Below are 15440 nucleotides of genomic sequence, written 5' to 3'. Positions count from 1 at the left end.
GGACGAGCCTCCACGACCGCCGCTTTCTGCCCGTTCGACCCCGCACCAATGATCACTTCAGACGCTTTTCCGACGCCGCGTGTTCGTTTCCCCGGTCGTGGGGGTGGCACAGGCGGTACGGGCGGGGAGAGCGGTGCGGGCGGTGCGCAGGGCGAGTTCCGCCAGTGCCTCCGGCGCGCCCGCCTGCCCCCGTATGCCGGGGAAGGCGTTGACGTCGACGACCACCGGGCCGTCCGGGCCGAGCAGCACGTCCACGCCGTAGACCGCCAGGCCGAAGACCCCGCCGGTGCGCAGCGCGAGCTCGGCCCAGCCCGCGGGCAGGTCACCGGGCGGCAGCGGCCGGGTCGGCCCGCGCCCGTCCGGTGCCAGCTCCGAGCGGCGCAGCCCGGCGAAGAGCCGCCCGTCGACCACCCACAGCTTGTGGTCCCAGCCGCTGTTCGCGGTGAACTCCTGGACCACCACCGGCTCCTCGGGCCAGGCGGCCGCCAGTTCCCGCAGCTCGGCGGCGGTGTCGGCACGGGCCACCAGGTCGCCGCGCCGGCTGTACCGGCTCTTGACCACCAGCGGCCCGGCCGGCTCCCCGGCCGCCGCCAGTTCCTCGATCGCGTCCACCGGCCGGGTCGCGGCGAACGGCAGCCCCGCCGTCCGCGCCAGCTCCGCCATCGCCACCCGGTCCTGGCAACGCGCCGTCGCCGCGGCGGAGTTGAGCACCGGGACGCCGTACGACTCCAGGCGCGCGGCCAGCGCCAGCGCCCGCGGCGTCCGTGCCTTGAGGAGGTACACGTCGGCGAGCGCGCCGCGGTCCGGGCCGGGCGCCTCGCCGTCCGGGTCCAGGTGCTCGACCCGGTGGCCGTCCCCGGTCAGCACACCGGTGGCCGCGGCCAGCACCGGGTGCGCCGGATCGGCCGTGATCAGGCCGATCCTCACCGGTCGCCGCCGATCGCCGCCAGCGGGACGGTCTCCGGCGCGGGCGGCGCCGCGGCGGCCGGCACCGGCAGGCCGCGGCCCGTGCCGTTCCCGCCGCCCCCGCCGGCGAGCCGCAGCACCGCCGCCGACACCCGGGCCACCGCGTCCGGCACCTGACGGAAGCTCGGGAAGTCGTTGATGTCGACGACCACCGGCCCGTCCGGGCCGAGCAGCACGTCCACGCCGTAGAGGTCGAGCCCGAAGACCGCGCCGATCTCCGCCGCGATCCCGGCGACCTCGGCGGTGAGCGGCACCTGGCGCTCCGGTACGTCGTGCCCGGGGTGCAGCGGCGAGCACCGCTCGGTGGCGTACAGCTCACCGGCGACGCAGTAGACCTTCAGATCGGTACCGGAGTTGGGGACGTACGGCTGGGCGATCAGCAGCCCGCCGGCCTGCTCCGGCGCGTCCGGTCCGGTCAGCCGGCCGGGGCTCTCGACCAGCCGCACCGCGCGCCCCGAGCTGCCGTCCGCGGGCTTCACCACCAGCGGGAACGCGCTGGGGGGCAGCTCCGCGAACTCCTCGGCCCGGGCCGCCGCGTAGGTCACCGGCACCGGCAGGCCGTGGGTGCGGGCGATCACCGCGGCCAGCGCCTTGTCCCGGACGCCGCGGATCGCCCGGGCGTCGTTGACCGTGGTCAGCCCGACCGCGGCGGCGGCCTCCAGCAGGGTCAGCCCCGGCCCGCCCGAGACGGTCTTGAGGACCCAGGCGTCATGGCTGCCGGCCCGCACCGACTCGGATATCGGGATCAACGAGCGGCCCGGCCACATGACGTCCACCTGATGGCCCCAGGCGCCGAGTTGGCGGATCACGTCCCGGGGCATGCCGTCGTGGCGGTACTGCTCCTCCACCAGGAAGCAGAGTCTCATCGGGGCATCCTCGTCATCGCCGCGCGTCCGTCCACCGTCCGCCCGGCAGATCCATGACGCACCAGGATCCCACGCGGGGCCCGGCAGGGACCGTGAGGGCCCGTACGCCGCTACGGATCCCCGCCCGCCCCATGTTTCGGCGAGGTTACGCCACCCTCCCCGCCCGGTCCGCCCCTCCTGACCAGGCGCGCCACCGCCACCGCCCGGCCCAGCGCCACCCCCCGCCCCACCTCGTAAATCCCGTATGCCGGAACCCTTGTTCCGCTTCTGGCCCGGTCCTAGGGTCGGGCCACCCCGGGGACGGATCGGCGAACGGTACGCACCACGTACCGGAGTACGGGAAGCAGGCGAGCGGGTTGGCGAACGAACAGCACAGCGGATTCGGCCGGCGGGGATTCCTGGCCGGCATGGGCGGACTCATCGGCGCATCGGGACTCGGCGGTACGAGCCCGGCCTCGGCCGCCGCACCCCACCACGGGCCGCGGCCCGAGGACTTCCACGGCCACCGGCAGCTGCTCGTGCCCGAGCTGCTGCTCCTGCCCGAGGGCCCGGTGCGCGACCGCGCGGTCCTCGTCTCCGGCGGGACGTTCCGCGCCGTCGGGCCGGCCGAAGCGCTCATCGCCGCCCACCGCGACCTCGAACCGGTCCGCCTGGACGGCCACTTGCTGATGCCCGGCTTCGTGGACGCGCACCACCACCTGACCCAGAGCTTCGGCAAGGCCCAGTCCTTCGGCCAGCCCTCGGAGATCTTCAAGACCGTCTGGGAGCCCCTGGAGCACGCCCTCGACGAGGAGAGCGCCTACGTCTCCGCGAAACTCGCCGCCCTGGAGGCGCTGCGCGGCGGCTTCACCACCGTCGCCGACGCCGGCACCCGCGCCCCCGTCGACGTCGCGGCGATCGCCAAGGGCACCGAGGAAGCCGGCATCCGCTGCGTGCTGTCCAAGATCGTCTCCGACGGCACCGGCGGCCCCGCCCACCTGGAGCGGTGGGACGGCCACCCCCTTGTCCACCCCTCCCTGGCCATCGCGGTCCCCGAGGACGCCCCCGCCGGGACCCTCAAGAGGACCGCCGCCCTGTGCACCGAGGCCGGCGCCGTCCTCCAGATCCACGTCAACGAGCACCTCGCCTCCGTGGAACGCTCGTTGAAGAGCGTCGGCCGGCGCCCCGTCGAATATCTCCACCACATCGGCGCCCTGGGCCCGCACACCCTCGGCGCCCACGCCACCCTCCTCACGCCCACCGAGATGCGGCTGCTCGCCGACTCCGGCGCGGCCATCAGCTACAACCCGGTGGCCAGCGCCTGGAAGGGCAACGGCGTCGCCCACGCCACCATGCTGGCCGCCCTGGGCGTCCGCTTCGGCATGGGCACCGACGGCACCCGCGGCGACGGCTTCCGCCTGATCGACGCCGGCGAGACCGCCCAGCGCCTCGCGTACGGGCTGGGCTCCGGCGACTCGGTCTGCGGCGCCGGCCGGATGTGGCTGGACCACGCCACCACCCACAGCGCCGACGCCGTCGGCCTCGGCAAGGTCACCGGCGAGATCGCCGCCGGCAAGGCCGCCGACTACCTCGTCGTGGACCTCGACGTCCCCGAACTCACCCCCTCCTACGACCTGCGCTGGGAACTCGTCCGGCTCGCGAACCGCGACCAGATCGCCGCCGTCGTCGTGGCCGGCCGGCTCCGCCTGTGGCACGGCCGGCCCACCGACTGGGACGCCCAGGCCCTGATCGCCCGCGCCGCGAAACTCGGCCCCCAGGTCGTCGAACGGGCGGGGCTCCAACGGGTGGAGCCGGTCTACGAGTCCTGACGGCGACGGGCGCGGGACCCTTCGGCCCCGCGCCCGCCCGGCCTCACCGCCCCCGCTCCCCGGGCATCCAGCACGCCACCGGCACCGCCGTCACCGCCAGCGCGGCGGCGAGGATCAGCGTCGCGCTGTGCAGACCGTCCGTGAACGCCGTGACGACCGCGTCCCGCACCCCCGGGTCGGACGTACGGGCCTCGGCCGCCGCGACCGTCGTCGGAGCGCCCGGCCCGGCCAGCGCCGCGGGCAGCCGGGCGGTGAAGACCGCGGTGGTCACCGTGCCGGTCACCGCGATGCCCACCGCGCTGCCCAACTCCCGGCTCAGGCTCTGCAGTCCGGACCCGGTCCCGGCCCGCTCCGGCGGCAGCGCGGCCATCATGGCGTGCGACAGCAGCGGCGTGGCGATCCCGCAGCCCAGCGCCGTCAGCCCGGCACCCAGCGCATAGCGCGGATACGGGGTGCGGGCGTCGGCCGCGGACACCGTGCACAGCCCGCCGGCCAGCACCAGCATGCCCACCACCACCGCGCCCCGCCGCCCGACCGCCCGCTCCAGCAGCAGCCCGCAGCGCGGCCCGGCCAGCAGCGCCCCGGCCATCGGCAGCAGCCGCAGCCCCGCGCCGAACGGCCCGTACCCCTTCGCGTACTGCAAATACTGGCCGTTGAGGTAGAACAGGCCGAACATGCCGGTGAACAGCGCCGCCATGCCCACCGCCCCGGCCCGCACGGCCGGCCGCGCGAACAACCGCGGATCCAACAACGGCCGCACCGAACGGAGTTCACTCCGCGCCCAGCCGGCCAGCAGCGGCCCCGCCGCGCCGAACGCCCCCAGCACCACCGGACTCCCCCAGCCCTCCCCCGGCCCGCTGACGATCCCGTAGAGCAGCGCCAGGAAGCCCCCGGTGAACAGGGCACTGCCGCCCGCCGGGACCGGATGCGGCCGGCCGCCGGCCACCCCGGCCGGGGCGACCGCGGCGACCAGCAGCAACGCACCGAGCGCCAGCGGCACCACACAGCGGAACAGCGTCCGCCAGCTCCCGAACTCGATGGCCGCCCCGCCCCCGACGTTCCCCAACACGGCGGCGAGCCCCGTCATCGACGCCCACACCGCGATCGCCCTGCGCCGCGCCCGGTCCTCGCGCCCCTCCACCAGCAGCGCCAGCGTCGTCGGCAACACGGCCGCGGCGCCCACCCCGCTGAGCATCCGCCCGGCGATCACCCACCCCACCCGTGCCGCCACCGCACAGACCACCGCGCCGAGCGCGAACACCCCCAGCCCGCACAGCAGCGTCCCCTTGCGCCCCCACCGGTCGGCGAGCGCCCCCGCCGGCACCAGCAGACAGGCGAAGACCACGACATAGCCGTCCACGACCCAGACCACCGCCTGCGCCGACGGACGCAGCGCACTCGCCGACAGGTCCGGCAGCGCCAGATTGACCGCGGACACCATGCCCACCACCAGCGTGACGCACAGGCACATCGCGACCGTCAGCGCACCACGCCGCCCCGGCGCGGCCCCAACCCGCTCACTCCACAACGGAGTTGACGTCCCGCGCCCGGTCCAGCGTGGCCTGCAGCGTCAACCGGTCCCCGCGCAGATGGATGAACTCCAGATCGGCCGGCCGCCCGTCGGCGAGCCGGGTCAGCCGCTCCACCGCGAGCACCGCCCCGCCCTCCGGCATCGCCAGCACCTCACACGTCGCCGGATCCGCCACCACCGCCCGCACCGACACCTCCGCCCGGCCCAGCGGCGCCCCCGCCACCCGCTCGATCAGATCGAAGACGTCCTGCCGCTCCAGCGTCGCCCGCCCCCGCGCCAGCAGCGGCTCCCCGACCTCCGGAATCAGATACGTGCAGTCCAGCGACAACGGCGCCCCGTCCACCCGCCGCAGCCGCTCCAGATAGACCGCCGCCGCCCCCTCCGCCAGCCCCAGCCGCCGGGCCACCGCCAGCGGCGGCCGCACGCTCCGCGCCTCCCGCACCTCGTTGACGACCACGCCGTGCCGCTGCAGCACCTCCGCCAGCCCGGACAGCTCCCCCAGGGGATGCTGGTACGTCCGCCCCGCCACCACGGTGCCGACTCCCCGGCGCCGCTCCACCAGCCCCTCGTCCCGCAGCAGCCCCAGCGCCTCCCGCACGGTGTTCCGCGACGTACCGAACTCGGCCACCAGCGCCCGCTCGTCCGGCAGCACCCCGTCCGGGAACGCCCCGCGCAGCACCTGGCCCCGCAGCACATGCGCCACCCGGCGCGCCTGATCCGCCCGCCGCCCCTGTTCCGCCGCCATCCGCATCCCTCCTCCCTACGCCCGCGACGCTAGGGGACCGCTGTTGCCGCGAGGTTACGCCACCCCATCTGACCTGCACAGATTCCTGAACTGCCGGTTTGCGGGACGGCCCCGGGGCTGCGCCACCGCCCGGCGCCGGCGGACCGCTACCGTGAGGCGATCGCGCACACCGCGCACACCGTTCGGCGATCACGCGCTCACACGCACCCGCGGCGATCACGCACACTGAGGCGATCACGTGCTCACGCAGGACTGGTAAGGACAGGGAGGTCCAGCCGTGACCCACAAGGCCGTGCCCTTCGACGACCTCGACCGGAAGATCATCGCGGCGCTGCTCGACAACGGCCGGGCGAGCTTCGCGGAGATCGGGACGGCCATCGGGCTGTCGTCCACCGCGGTCAAACGCCGGGTGGACCGGCTGCGCGAGCACAACGTGATCACCGGGTTCTCCGCCACCGTCCGCCCCGCCGCCCTGGGCTGGCTGACCGAGGCGTACGTCGAGGTGTACTGCGACAGCGCCGCGCCGCCCCGCCGGCTGGCCGAGGTCGTCCGCAACCACCCGGAGATCGCGGCCGCGATGACCGTCACCGGCGGCGCCGACGCCCTGCTGCACGTGCGGGCCACGGACGTCGAGCACTTCGAGGAGGTCCTGGAGCGGATCCGGACCGAACCGTTCATCCGGAAGACGATCAGCTACATGGTCCTCTCCCACCTCCTCCCGGACAGCCCGGAAGCCGGCGCCCAAGCAGCAAACAAGCGCATCTGAGCGAAACCACGCAGGATTCCTGCCTACATGCGCAGCATTTGTTGCTTGTGGCCGGAATCCACCCCTCCTTACCGTGGTAAGGCCCGGGTGACGATCAGTGACACTGCGTCATGACCCATCGATCGCCGTCACCCACCTGCCTCACCGGAGAGGAAGGGATACTTCTGTGCCGACGAGTAGTGCGACGAGCACCCCGAGCAGTGCGAACAGCCCCGTCCCGGCAGCCGCCCGCGTGGCGCGCCCCCGCCGGTACCTGATGTGCGAGCCCCGCCACTTCGACGTGCGCTACGCCATCAACCCCTGGATGCGCGAGGGCACACCGGTCGACACCGCCCTGGCCGCCCGCCAGTGGGAGGCCCTGGCCGACGCCTACCGCGCACACGGCCACACCGTCGAGACCGTCCCGCCGGTCCCCGGCCTGCCCGACATGGTGTTCGCGGCGAACTCCGCGCTCGTCGTGAACGGCCGGGTCTTCGGCTCGCGGTTCCACGCCCCGCAGCGCCGCCCCGAGTCCACCGAGTACGAGACCTGGTTCAAGGCCGCCGGCTACGACGTGTACCGCCCGGAGGCCCTGTGCGAGGGCGAGGGCGACCTCGTCCCGGCCGGCCGCTACGTCCTCGCCGGCACCGGCTTCCGCACCTCCCGCGCGGCCCACGACGAGGTGCAGGAGCACTTCGGCGTCCCGACCATCGGCCTGCAGCTGGTCGACCCGTACTTCTACCACCTCGACACCGCGCTCTTCGTCCTGTCCGAGGACCCCGGCACCGGCGACGCGGAGATCGCCTACTACCCGGGCGCCTTCTCGTCCGGCAGCCGCGAGGTGCTGCGCCGGCTCTTCCCCGGGGCCGTGCTCGCCACCCGGGACGACGCCATGGCGTTCGGCCTCAACTCCGTCTCCGACGGCCGACACGTCTTCGTCGCGCCGCCGGCCACCGCCCTGATCGACCAGCTCGCCGCGCGCGGCTACGTCCCCGTCCCCGTCGACCTCTCGGAGTTCCACAAGGCCGGCGGCGGCATCAAGTGCTGCACCCAGGAGATCCGCTCATGACCGCACCCGTCCGCACCGCCCCGGCCCCCACCGCCCCCGTCGGCGCGCCCCGTTCGTCCGCCGAGCTGATCCGGGCCGAGGGCCCGGTCCTGGCCCACAACTACCACCCGCTGCCCGTAGTCGTGGCGCGCGCCGAGGGCGTCTGGGTCGAGGACGTCGAGGGCCGCCGCTACCTCGACATGCTCGCCGGCTACTCGGCACTGAATTTCGGCCACCGGCACCCGGCCCTCATCGAGGCCGCCCACCGCCAGCTCGACCAGCTCACCCTCACCTCCCGCGCCTTCCACAACGACCGCCTCGCCGGCTTCGCCGAGGCCCTCGCCGAGCTCACCGGCCTGGACATGGTCCTGCCGATGAACACCGGCGCCGAGGCGGTGGAGAGCGGCATCAAGGTCGCCCGCAAATGGGCCTACGACGTCAAGGGCGTCCCGGCCGACCGCGCGACGATCGTGGTGGCCGACGGCAACTTCCACGGCCGCACCACCACCATCGTCGGCTTCTCCGACGACACCACCGCCCGCACCGGCTTCGGCCCCTTCGCCCCGGGCTTCCGCACCGTCCCGTACAACGACCTCGCCGCCCTCGAAGCCGCCGTCGACGACACCACGGCCGCCGTCCTCATCGAGCCCATCCAGGGCGAGGCCGGCGTCATCATCCCCGACCAGGGCTATCTGACCGGCGTCCGCGAACTGACCCGGCGGGCCGGCTGCCTCTTCATCGCCGACGAGATCCAGTCCGGCCTCGGCCGCACCGGCACCACCCTCGCCGTCGAGCACGAATCCGTCGTCCCCGACGTCCTCCTCCTCGGCAAGGCACTCGGCGGCGGCATCGTCCCGGTCTCCGCGGTCGTCGCCCGCCGCGAGGTCCTCGGCGTCCTGGGCCCCGGCCAGCACGGCTCGACCTTCGGCGGCAACCCGCTCGCGGCCGCGGTCGGTTCGGCCGTCATCGAGCTGCTCGCCACCGGCGAGTTCCAGCGCCGCGCCGCCGAACTCGGCGAACAGCTGCGCACCGGCCTGGCCGCCCTCACCGGCAAGGGCGTCACCGGCTTCCGCGCCCGCGGCCTGTGGGCCGGCGTGGACATCGACCCGGCCCTCGGCACCGGCCGCGAGATCAGCGAACGCCTCCTGGCGGAAGGCATCCTGGTCAAGGACACCCACGGCTCCACCATCCGCCTCGCCCCGCCCCTGACCATCACGTCGGAGGAACTGGCATCGGCCCTGACGAGCCTGGAACGGGCCTTGGCCTAGGGGCCGTTACGGGGCCGTCGGCTGTCGCTACGAAGCCGCCGGCTCCGCGCCGTCCGACCGGGCCGCCGCCAGCAGCACCTCGGCGGCGGCCCGCGCCTGCCGGGCCGCCCCCGCCTCCCCCGCGACGGCGGCCGCACTGATCGCCCCGTCGACGAGCAGCGCCAACTGGCCGGCGAGCAAGGCGCGTTGCCGCACCGGAAGCTCACCCGGCAGGTCACTCACGAGCCCGTCCAGGTAGCTCACCAGCGCCCGCTTGTGCTCCCGCGCGGCCCGCGCGACCTCCTCCGACGTGGCCCCCAGCTCCCCGAACGAGTTGAGGAAGGCACACCCCCGGAAGTCCGGCTCCGCGAACCACTCCGCCAGCCAGTCGAAGACCGCCGGCACCCGCCCCTCCGGCCCCCCGCCGCGCGCGTCCACGTACTCCGCGAGCGCCGCCCGCCACCGCGCGTCCCGCCGCAGCAGATACGCCTCGACAAGATCCCGCTTGGCCGGAAAGCACTGGTAGAGCCGCTTCAGCGAAACCCCCGCGGCGGCCCGCAGCTCATCCATCCCCACGGCCTGAATCCCGCGCCCGTAGAACAGCCCCTCCGCGGCATCGAGTATCCGCACCCGGACTTCGTCGCCATGAGCCGTACGGGCCCTGTCACGCCCCGCAGGGGCCGCGCCGTGAGCCGCGGGGGCCGCGCCGAGGGCCGTGGGGGTCTTGCCGTGAGCCGTGGGGGCCTTGTCGTGAGCCGTGGGGGTCTCGTCGTGAGCCGTGGGGGTCTCGGCGTGAGCCCTGGGGCTCTCGTCGTGTGCCGTACGGGCTTCTTCCTGGCGCATGGGGCACGTCCGGGCTGGTCGGGCCGACCGGAAGCCGGCCGGGAGGCGGGGGAGGCAGGGGCGGGGCCGATCGGGGAGCCCCCTGGCGTAGAGAACGATCGTTCTCTACACTAACCCACACACCACCAGAGAACGCTCGTTCTCCTCACTCGAACCCGCCTACCCACCCCCACCCCGCCACCCCCTCTCCGAGAGGAATGCGCCATGACATCACCACGCCCGCCCTTCCCCCCGTTCGACGAGCAGAGCGCCCTGCAGAAGGTCCAGGCCGCCGAGGACGCCTGGAACACCCGCGAGCCGGAACGAGTGGCCCTCGCCTACACCGAGGACTCGATCTGGCGGAACCGCGACACCTTCCTCCGCGGCCGCGACGAGATCGTCGCCTTCCTCCGCCAGAAGTGGGCCCGTGAACTGGACTACGCGCTGCGCAAGGAACTCTGGTCGTTCCACGGCAACCGCATCGCGGTCCGTTTCCAATACGAGAGCCATGACACCGACGGCCAGTGGTGGCGCAGCTACGGCAACGAGCTGTGGGAGTTCGACGAGTACGGCCTGATGCGCCGCCGAGAAGCCGGCATCCACGACGTCCCCATCCAGCAGTCCGCCCGCCGCATCTTCGGCCCCCGCCCCGACCACGAAAAGGGCCACCCTCTCCCCTTCGCCTGACCCCACTCCACACCCCACTCCACACCCCACACCCCCTCACCCCACGCCCCCTCACCCCCCTAACTCTCTGCTACTCTCAGGCTGGAACTAATCACGCTACGTAATCGTTGCCGGATAAGAGGAGGCAGCAGCGGCAGGCAGTAAGGCAGACGCAGCAGAGACAGGCGCAGCAGAGACAGGCAGTGAGGCAAGTGAGGCAGACGCAGCAGAGGCAGGCGTGAGACAGACGGTGAGACAGGCCAGGCAGGGAGCGCGATCAGACGCCCGCCCTCCGCGTCATGGCGTCCGCCCCCCGCGGCCCCCCCCCCCCCCCCCCCCCCCCCCCCCCCCCCCCCCCCCCCCCCCCCCCCCCCCCCCCCCCCCCCCCCCCCCCCCCCCCCCCCCCCCCCCCCCCCCCCCCCCCCCCCCCCCCCAGCCCAGCCACCCCCTCCGCGATCTCCCCCGCCGTCCGCGCCGCATAGCCGAGCACCAGCCCCGGCGCCCCCGCCCGCTGCCGGTGCCAGGACAGCGGCTGCACCTTGACGCCCCGCTCAAGCGCGGCCGCCGCCCACTCCACGTCGACCACACGAGCCGAGTCGACGGAGCCCCGAAGGTCGTGCGCCCCGAACGGCCGAAGGTCGCGCACCCCGAACGTCAGCGTCAGGTGGAGCCCCGCCGCCGCGCCGTGCACGGTCGCGCCGGGCAGATGGCGCCGGACCGCGGCGATCATGGCGTCCCGGCGCTGGCGGTGGCGCCGCCGCACCCACCGCAGCCGGCGCTCCAGTTCACCCGTCTCCATCAGCCGCGCCAGCACCAGCTGCGGCAGCACCGCATTGCCGAGGTCCGCGAACCGCCGGGCGTCGACCAGTGCCTCCCGGTACGCCGGCGGCGCCAGCAGCCAGCCCACCCGCAGCGCGGGCGCGAGCAGCTTGGACACGCTGCCCGCGTAACAGACCTGCTCGGGAAGGAGCGAGCGCAACGCGGCCACCGGGGGGCGGTCGTAGCGGTGCTCGGCGTCGTAGTCGTCCTCGATGATCAGCCCGCCGGCCTCCGCCGCCCAGCGCATCAGCTCCCGCCGCCGCGCACCGCCCAGCACCACGCCGGTGGGGAACTGGTGCGCCGGCGTGAGCAGCACCGCCCGCGCCCCGCTCGCCCGCAGTTCCTCGACCCGCACCCCCTCCTCGTCCACCCCCACCGGCGGCGTCGCCACGCCCCAGTACCGCAGATGCTGCCGCGCCCCCAGCGACCCCGGATCCTCCACCGCGATCTCCCGGATTCCCGCGCCCCGCAGCACCTGCGCGACCAGCCCGAGCGCCTGCGCCGTACCCGCGGTGATGATCACCTCCTCCGGATCCACCGCGATCCCCCGGTAGCGCGCCAGCCAGCCGGCGACCGCTCGCCGCAGCGCGAGCGCGCCCCGCGGATCCCCGTAGCCGAAGCCGGCGGCCGGCAACCCGGCGAGCACCTCCCGCTCGGCCCGCAGCCAGGCGGCCCGCGGAAACGCGGCGAGATCCGGTACGCCCGGCGACAGATCGATCCGCGCCGGCGCCGCCCGCAGCACATCGAAAACGTCGGGCCCGATATCCGCTCCGAAGCCCGACCCAGCCCCCGTCCCGAAGCCCGTCCCAACCCCCGACCCGAAGCCCGACCCTGCCCAGGAAGCGAACGGCTCCGGCGAGCCCGCCCCGCCCGCCGCCTCACCCGCCGGTTCGCCCACCGGATCGGCCACCGGATCGGCCGTAGAAGTGACCACCGAGCCGACCGAAGGCCCGCCCACCCGACGTTGGGTCACCCGGCTGCCTGAAGAACGGGCCCCAGGCCCGGCCACCACGCCACCCGAAGCGCCAACCCCAGGCCCGGCCACCGCGCCACCCGAAGCACGGACCCCAGGCCCGGCCACCGGCGCCGCCACGACCACCGTCCCGCCCCTCCCCCGCCCCGCCAGTTGCCCGTCCTCCCCCAGGCGCCGGTACGCCTCGGTCACCACGCCCCGCGAAACCCCCAGGTCAGCGGCGAGCACCCGGGTCGCCGGCAGCCTGCTCCCGACCGGCAGCCGACCGTCCGCGATCGCTTCCCGCAGCCGTCGCGCCAGCCAGTCGGCCCGTCCCCCGGCCGGCGCCTCCCCGATGTCCAGCTGAAGAAAATCGGAGGTCCCCGCCGCCCTTATGGACCCCTCAGCCACCCCGCCTTTGGACCTGTTCACCGATCCATTATCCGCGCGACGCTGTCCCCATGCCCACCACGAACCACGCCCCGGCCACCAACTCCCCCTATGTACACGGCTATTCACCCCAGGAGACCCGCCGCCTCGGCGACCAGGCCGACACCCTCGCCGCCCTGCTGCACGCCGGTACGGCATACGAGCCCGGCAGCCGCGTACTGGAGGCCGGCTGCGGGGTGGGCGCGCAGACCGTCCACCTCGTACGGAGCAGCCCCGGCGCGCAGATCGTCGCCGTCGACCACTCCGAGGAGTCACTCGCCCAGGCCCGCGCCCACGTCACGGCCCAGGCCCCCGCCGCCCCCGTCACCTGGCGCCACGCCGACCTGCGCCAACTCCCCTTCCCTCGCGCCTCCTTCGACCACGTCTTCACCTGCTTCGTCCTGGAACACCTCCAGGACCCCGCGCAGGCGCTGGCCGAACTGCGCCGCGTCCTACGGCCCGGCGGCACCCTCACCGTCATCGAGGGCGACCACGGCTCGGCGCTCTTCCACCCGGACAGCCGCCACGCGCAGACGGTGATCGACCACCAAGTACGCCTCCAGTCCGCGGCCGGCGGCAACGCCCTGATCGGCCGCGAACTCCACCCCCTGCTCGCGCGAGCGGGGTACGCCGCGATCACCGTGCGCCCCCGCACCGTCTACGCCGACGCGACCCGCCCCACCCTGGTGGACGGCTTCACCCGCAAGACCTTCATCGCCATGATCGAATCCGTACGCGACGAGGCACTGGCGGCCGGGCTCACCACCACGGCCGCCTGGAACCGCGGAATCACCGACCTCCGCCGCACCACCGACCCCGACGGCACCTTCCACTACACCTTCTTCAAGGCAACGGCCCGCAAGCCCCAGCCCTGACCGCCGCCGCGAACTCCCCCCTCCCCCCCGGGGCTCCGACGGGAAACACGACAACCGGCCCACCCCTCACCTCGGAATCCCGAACGGGAACGCCGGCAGGGTGGCCGTCGAGGACCTCGACGCAGCCTCCCTCGGACGAACCGCGGTACGACGCCTTGCGCCAACCGCTCGCCTCAGGCACCCCGCCCCACCTCCCCGTCCTTGATCGCCGCGATGAACCCCGTCGGGCCCGTCCGCCCGGCCGGCGGATGCGGTAGATCCGAAAGGCGGTCGGAGCCGACACTCCAACTCACCGACATCCCCCCATAGGCCCCCGCGTGCGAGGGCGCTAATGTCGAATTCCAGGAACGTAACGGGGGAGGGCAGCCGCCGATGGTGCAGGACGACGCGGTGATCGGCTGCACGGGAGTGCTCCTGATCGGCACTCGCGGGGCTGCCGGTCCCGGTGAGGTTCTGGTGCGGGTCAGGGGTGGCTCCGAGGCCTTTCTCGCCTGGTCCGCCGAGCCCCTTCCAGTAGGGGCAACCGTGCTTGTGATCGAGTCCCGTGGCAATCGCCAGGTCGACGTCATGGAGTGGACCGATCCGTTGGACGCGTTGACCGGCGACGCCGGCAACGCCGGCTGAGGAGACGAAGATGTTCGGTTACCGCGTTCCCGCCCCAGATCAAGCCATGCTGATCTCGGGTGGCAGGCGTGGACAGGGCGGCGCGCCATTCCGGGTGGTGACCGGTCACGGCAAGTTCGTGCTGCCGGTGTTCCGCAAGGTGCGCTTCCTGACCCTGGCGATGTGCGAGGCAGAGGTCGCCGAGACCTGTGTGACCCGGCAGGGCATCGCGCTCACCGTCCGTGCCGTGATCGCGTTCAAGGTGGGCAACGACACCGAGAGCGTGGTCAACGCCGGCCAGCGGTTCCTGTCGGACCAGGACCAGATGTCGGTCCTGACCGGCCGGATCTTCGCCGGTCACCTGCGCTCCATCATCGGTTCGATGACGGTCGAGGAGATCGTCACCGAGCGGCAGAAGCTGGCCACCGAGGTGCTGGAGACGTCCAAGACCGAGATGGCCAAGATCGGCCTGATCGTCGACTCGCTGCAGATCCAGTCCATCGACGACGGCGACACCGGCTACATCGAGGCGATGTCCGCCCCGCACAAGGCCGCCATCCAGCGCCAGGCCCAGATCGCCCAGGCCCAGGCCACCCAGGCCGCGGTCGAGGCGCAGCAGGAGGCCGCCCGTAATCAGGCCCAGTACAACCGGCAGACCGCGGTCGTCCAGGCCGAGTACTCCGCCGAGGTGGACCGCGCCCAGGCCCACGCCGCGCAGGCCGGCCCGCTCGCCCAGGCCCACGCGCAGCAAGAGGTCCTCGCCGCCCAGACCGAGCTCGCCGAACGTCGTGCCCTGCTGCGCCAGCAGGAACTGGTCGCCGAGGTCGTCAAGCCCGCCGAGGCCGAGGCCGAGCGCATCAAGCTCCTGGCCATGGCCGAGGCCGAGCGCATGAAGATCCAGGCCGAGGCCGCCGCCTCGTACGACCGTGTGGCCCTGGACCGGATGCTCATCGACCAGCTCCCCCAGATCGTCAAGGAAGCCTCCGCGGGCCTGTCGAACGCCAACGTCAACGTCCTCAACGGCACCGACGGCCTCGGCGAGATCGCCGCCGGCCTCGTCGGCCAGGGCCTCACCATCCTCGACTCGGTCCGCCGCAACCTCGGCACCCCCGACAACCAGTCCCCCACCAAGTCCTCCTCGGCCTCCACCCCTAATTCCCCCTCCAACCCCGCCCCCTCCGGCCGGGTAGAAATCGAATAGCCCTCCGCCTCGGGGCCCCCGGGGCCACCCCCGGCGCCATCACTGGGGCCACCCCCGGGCCCGGCCTCACCAGGGCCCGGGGCTTCCCCCGGCCCACGTGCCGCCCCCCCAACCCCC

At 73.9% G+C, this 15440-nt stretch carries 15 protein-coding genes and 1 pseudogene; 8 read left to right on the top strand and 8 right to left on the bottom strand.

Annotated elements, in window-relative coordinates:
- Positions 1 to 57: 57 nt before the first annotated feature.
- Together V2J85_RS34925 and V2J85_RS34920 are read right to left on the bottom strand one after the other, a co-directional pair.
- On the bottom strand, positions 58 to 927 hold the full coding sequence (locus tag V2J85_RS34925; RefSeq protein WP_261956539.1) for an ATP-grasp domain-containing protein: 870 nt from the start codon (positions 925 to 927) through the stop codon (positions 58 to 60).
- Positions 924 to 1832, bottom strand: a complete 909-nt coding sequence (locus V2J85_RS34920) for an ATP-grasp domain-containing protein (RefSeq protein ID WP_330823787.1) — start codon at positions 1830 to 1832, stop codon at positions 924 to 926. The genes V2J85_RS34925 and V2J85_RS34920 overlap by 4 nt, the downstream gene beginning before the upstream one ends.
- Positions 1833 to 2188: 356 nt before the next feature.
- On the opposite strand from V2J85_RS34920, the gene V2J85_RS34915 reads away from it, so the two are divergent.
- A complete protein-coding gene (locus tag V2J85_RS34915; RefSeq protein ID WP_419836863.1) occupies positions 2189 to 3640 on the top strand; it encodes an amidohydrolase family protein in 1452 nt (483 codons plus the stop codon).
- Positions 3641 to 3683: 43 nt separating this feature from the next.
- Here V2J85_RS34915 and V2J85_RS34910 read toward each other — a convergent pair whose 3' ends face one another.
- Together V2J85_RS34910 and V2J85_RS34905 are read right to left on the bottom strand one after the other, a co-directional pair.
- A complete protein-coding gene (locus tag V2J85_RS34910) occupies positions 3684 to 5111 on the bottom strand; it encodes an MFS transporter (RefSeq protein WP_330823786.1) in 1428 nt (475 codons plus the stop codon).
- Between the two features lie 46 nt (positions 5112 to 5157).
- Positions 5158 to 5916 carry a GntR family transcriptional regulator gene (locus V2J85_RS34905; RefSeq protein WP_330823785.1) on the bottom strand — a complete coding sequence of 253 codons (759 nt, stop codon included), beginning with the start codon at positions 5914 to 5916 and terminating at the stop codon, positions 5158 to 5160.
- Positions 5917 to 6193: 277 nt separating this feature from the next.
- Between V2J85_RS34905 and V2J85_RS34900 the strand changes: the two genes are divergently transcribed.
- The 3 genes from V2J85_RS34900 (at position 6194) to rocD (ending at position 8977) form a co-directional block, all read left to right on the top strand.
- Complete coding sequence (locus tag V2J85_RS34900; protein ID WP_261956543.1) at positions 6194 to 6682, top strand: Lrp/AsnC family transcriptional regulator; 489 nt, start codon at positions 6194 to 6196, stop codon at positions 6680 to 6682.
- Between the two features lie 256 nt (positions 6683 to 6938).
- Positions 6939 to 7730: a dimethylargininase gene (gene ddaH, locus V2J85_RS34895; protein WP_261957515.1), complete on the top strand. Its 792-nt coding sequence runs from the start codon at positions 6939 to 6941 to the stop codon at positions 7728 to 7730.
- Positions 7727 to 8977 carry an ornithine--oxo-acid transaminase gene (gene rocD, locus V2J85_RS34890; protein WP_261956544.1) on the top strand — a complete coding sequence of 417 codons (1251 nt, stop codon included), beginning with the start codon at positions 7727 to 7729 and terminating at the stop codon, positions 8975 to 8977. Before ddaH ends, rocD begins: the two co-directional genes overlap by 4 nt.
- 27 nt (positions 8978 to 9004) lie before the next feature.
- On the opposite strand, the gene V2J85_RS34885 is transcribed toward rocD, so the two are convergent.
- Positions 9005 to 9586, bottom strand: a complete 582-nt coding sequence (locus V2J85_RS34885) for a TetR/AcrR family transcriptional regulator (RefSeq protein WP_261957516.1) — start codon at positions 9584 to 9586, stop codon at positions 9005 to 9007.
- A 417-nt stretch (positions 9587 to 10003) separates the two neighbouring features.
- Here V2J85_RS34885 and V2J85_RS34880 point away from each other — a divergent pair, with 417 nt between their 5' ends.
- Entirely contained in the window at positions 10004 to 10465 is a 462-nt protein-coding gene (locus V2J85_RS34880) for a nuclear transport factor 2 family protein (protein ID WP_330823784.1), read from the top strand.
- A 256-nt stretch (positions 10466 to 10721) separates the two neighbouring features.
- Here the strand turns inward: V2J85_RS34880 and V2J85_RS34875 are convergent, their stop codons facing one another.
- The gene (locus tag V2J85_RS34875) at positions 10722 to 12173 is read right to left on the bottom strand and encodes an aminotransferase-like domain-containing protein (RefSeq protein WP_330823807.1); all 1452 of its coding nucleotides are present in this window, start codon (positions 12171 to 12173) and stop codon (positions 10722 to 10724) included.
- A gap of 159 nt (positions 12174 to 12332) precedes the next feature.
- Positions 12333 to 12578, bottom strand: a pseudogene (locus tag V2J85_RS34870) (GntR family transcriptional regulator); the annotation flags it as partial.
- Between the two features lie 98 nt (positions 12579 to 12676).
- On the opposite strand from V2J85_RS34870, the gene V2J85_RS34865 reads away from it, so the two are divergent.
- On the top strand, positions 12677 to 13519 hold the full coding sequence (locus tag V2J85_RS34865) for a methyltransferase domain-containing protein (protein ID WP_261956546.1): 843 nt from the start codon (positions 12677 to 12679) through the stop codon (positions 13517 to 13519).
- On the opposite strand, the gene V2J85_RS34860 is transcribed toward V2J85_RS34865, so the two are convergent.
- Positions 13488 to 13700, bottom strand: a complete 213-nt coding sequence (locus V2J85_RS34860) for a DUF397 domain-containing protein (RefSeq protein WP_330823783.1) — start codon at positions 13698 to 13700, stop codon at positions 13488 to 13490. The genes V2J85_RS34865 and V2J85_RS34860 overlap by 32 nt on opposite strands.
- 191 nt (positions 13701 to 13891) lie before the next feature.
- On the opposite strand from V2J85_RS34860, the gene V2J85_RS34855 reads away from it, so the two are divergent.
- Positions 13892 to 14143, top strand: coding sequence for a hypothetical protein (locus tag V2J85_RS34855; RefSeq protein ID WP_030417332.1), 252 nt, complete (start codon positions 13892 to 13894; stop codon positions 14141 to 14143).
- 10 nt (positions 14144 to 14153) lie between these two features.
- Positions 14154 to 15323 carry a flotillin family protein gene (locus tag V2J85_RS34850; protein WP_261956547.1) on the top strand — a complete coding sequence of 390 codons (1170 nt, stop codon included), beginning with the start codon at positions 14154 to 14156 and terminating at the stop codon, positions 15321 to 15323.
- The last annotated feature ends 117 nt before the right edge of the window (positions 15324 to 15440 follow it).

It is taken from the genome of Streptomyces bugieae (genome assembly GCF_036352915.1).
In the GTDB taxonomy this organism is placed as follows: domain Bacteria; phylum Actinomycetota; class Actinomycetes; order Streptomycetales; family Streptomycetaceae; genus Streptomyces; species Streptomyces endophytica.
Note: the sequence above shows the minus strand (reverse complement) of the source record. Positions and strands in the feature narration are given on the sequence as shown.

Excerpts from the sequence above, each read along its gene's own strand:
- V2J85_RS34920 (WP_330823787.1), bottom strand. The coding sequence starts at position 1,832 with ATGAGACTCTGCTTCCTGGTGGAGGAGCAGTACCGCCACGACGGCATG.
- V2J85_RS34910 (WP_330823786.1), bottom strand. The coding sequence starts at position 5,111 with ATGTGCCTGTGCGTCACGCTGGTGGTGGGCATGGTGTCCGCGGTCAAT.
- V2J85_RS34905 (WP_330823785.1), bottom strand. The coding sequence starts at position 5,916 with ATGGCGGCGGAACAGGGGCGGCGGGCGGATCAGGCGCGCCGGGTGGCG.
- ddaH (WP_261957515.1), top strand. The coding sequence starts at position 6,939 with ATGTGCGAGCCCCGCCACTTCGACGTGCGCTACGCCATCAACCCCTGG.
- rocD (WP_261956544.1), top strand. The coding sequence starts at position 7,727 with ATGACCGCACCCGTCCGCACCGCCCCGGCCCCCACCGCCCCCGTCGGC.
- V2J85_RS34880 (WP_330823784.1), top strand. The coding sequence starts at position 10,004 with ATGACATCACCACGCCCGCCCTTCCCCCCGTTCGACGAGCAGAGCGCC.
- V2J85_RS34865 (WP_261956546.1), top strand. The coding sequence starts at position 12,677 with ATGCCCACCACGAACCACGCCCCGGCCACCAACTCCCCCTATGTACAC.
- V2J85_RS34855 (WP_030417332.1), top strand. The coding sequence starts at position 13,892 with ATGGTGCAGGACGACGCGGTGATCGGCTGCACGGGAGTGCTCCTGATC.
- V2J85_RS34850 (WP_261956547.1), top strand. The coding sequence starts at position 14,154 with ATGTTCGGTTACCGCGTTCCCGCCCCAGATCAAGCCATGCTGATCTCG.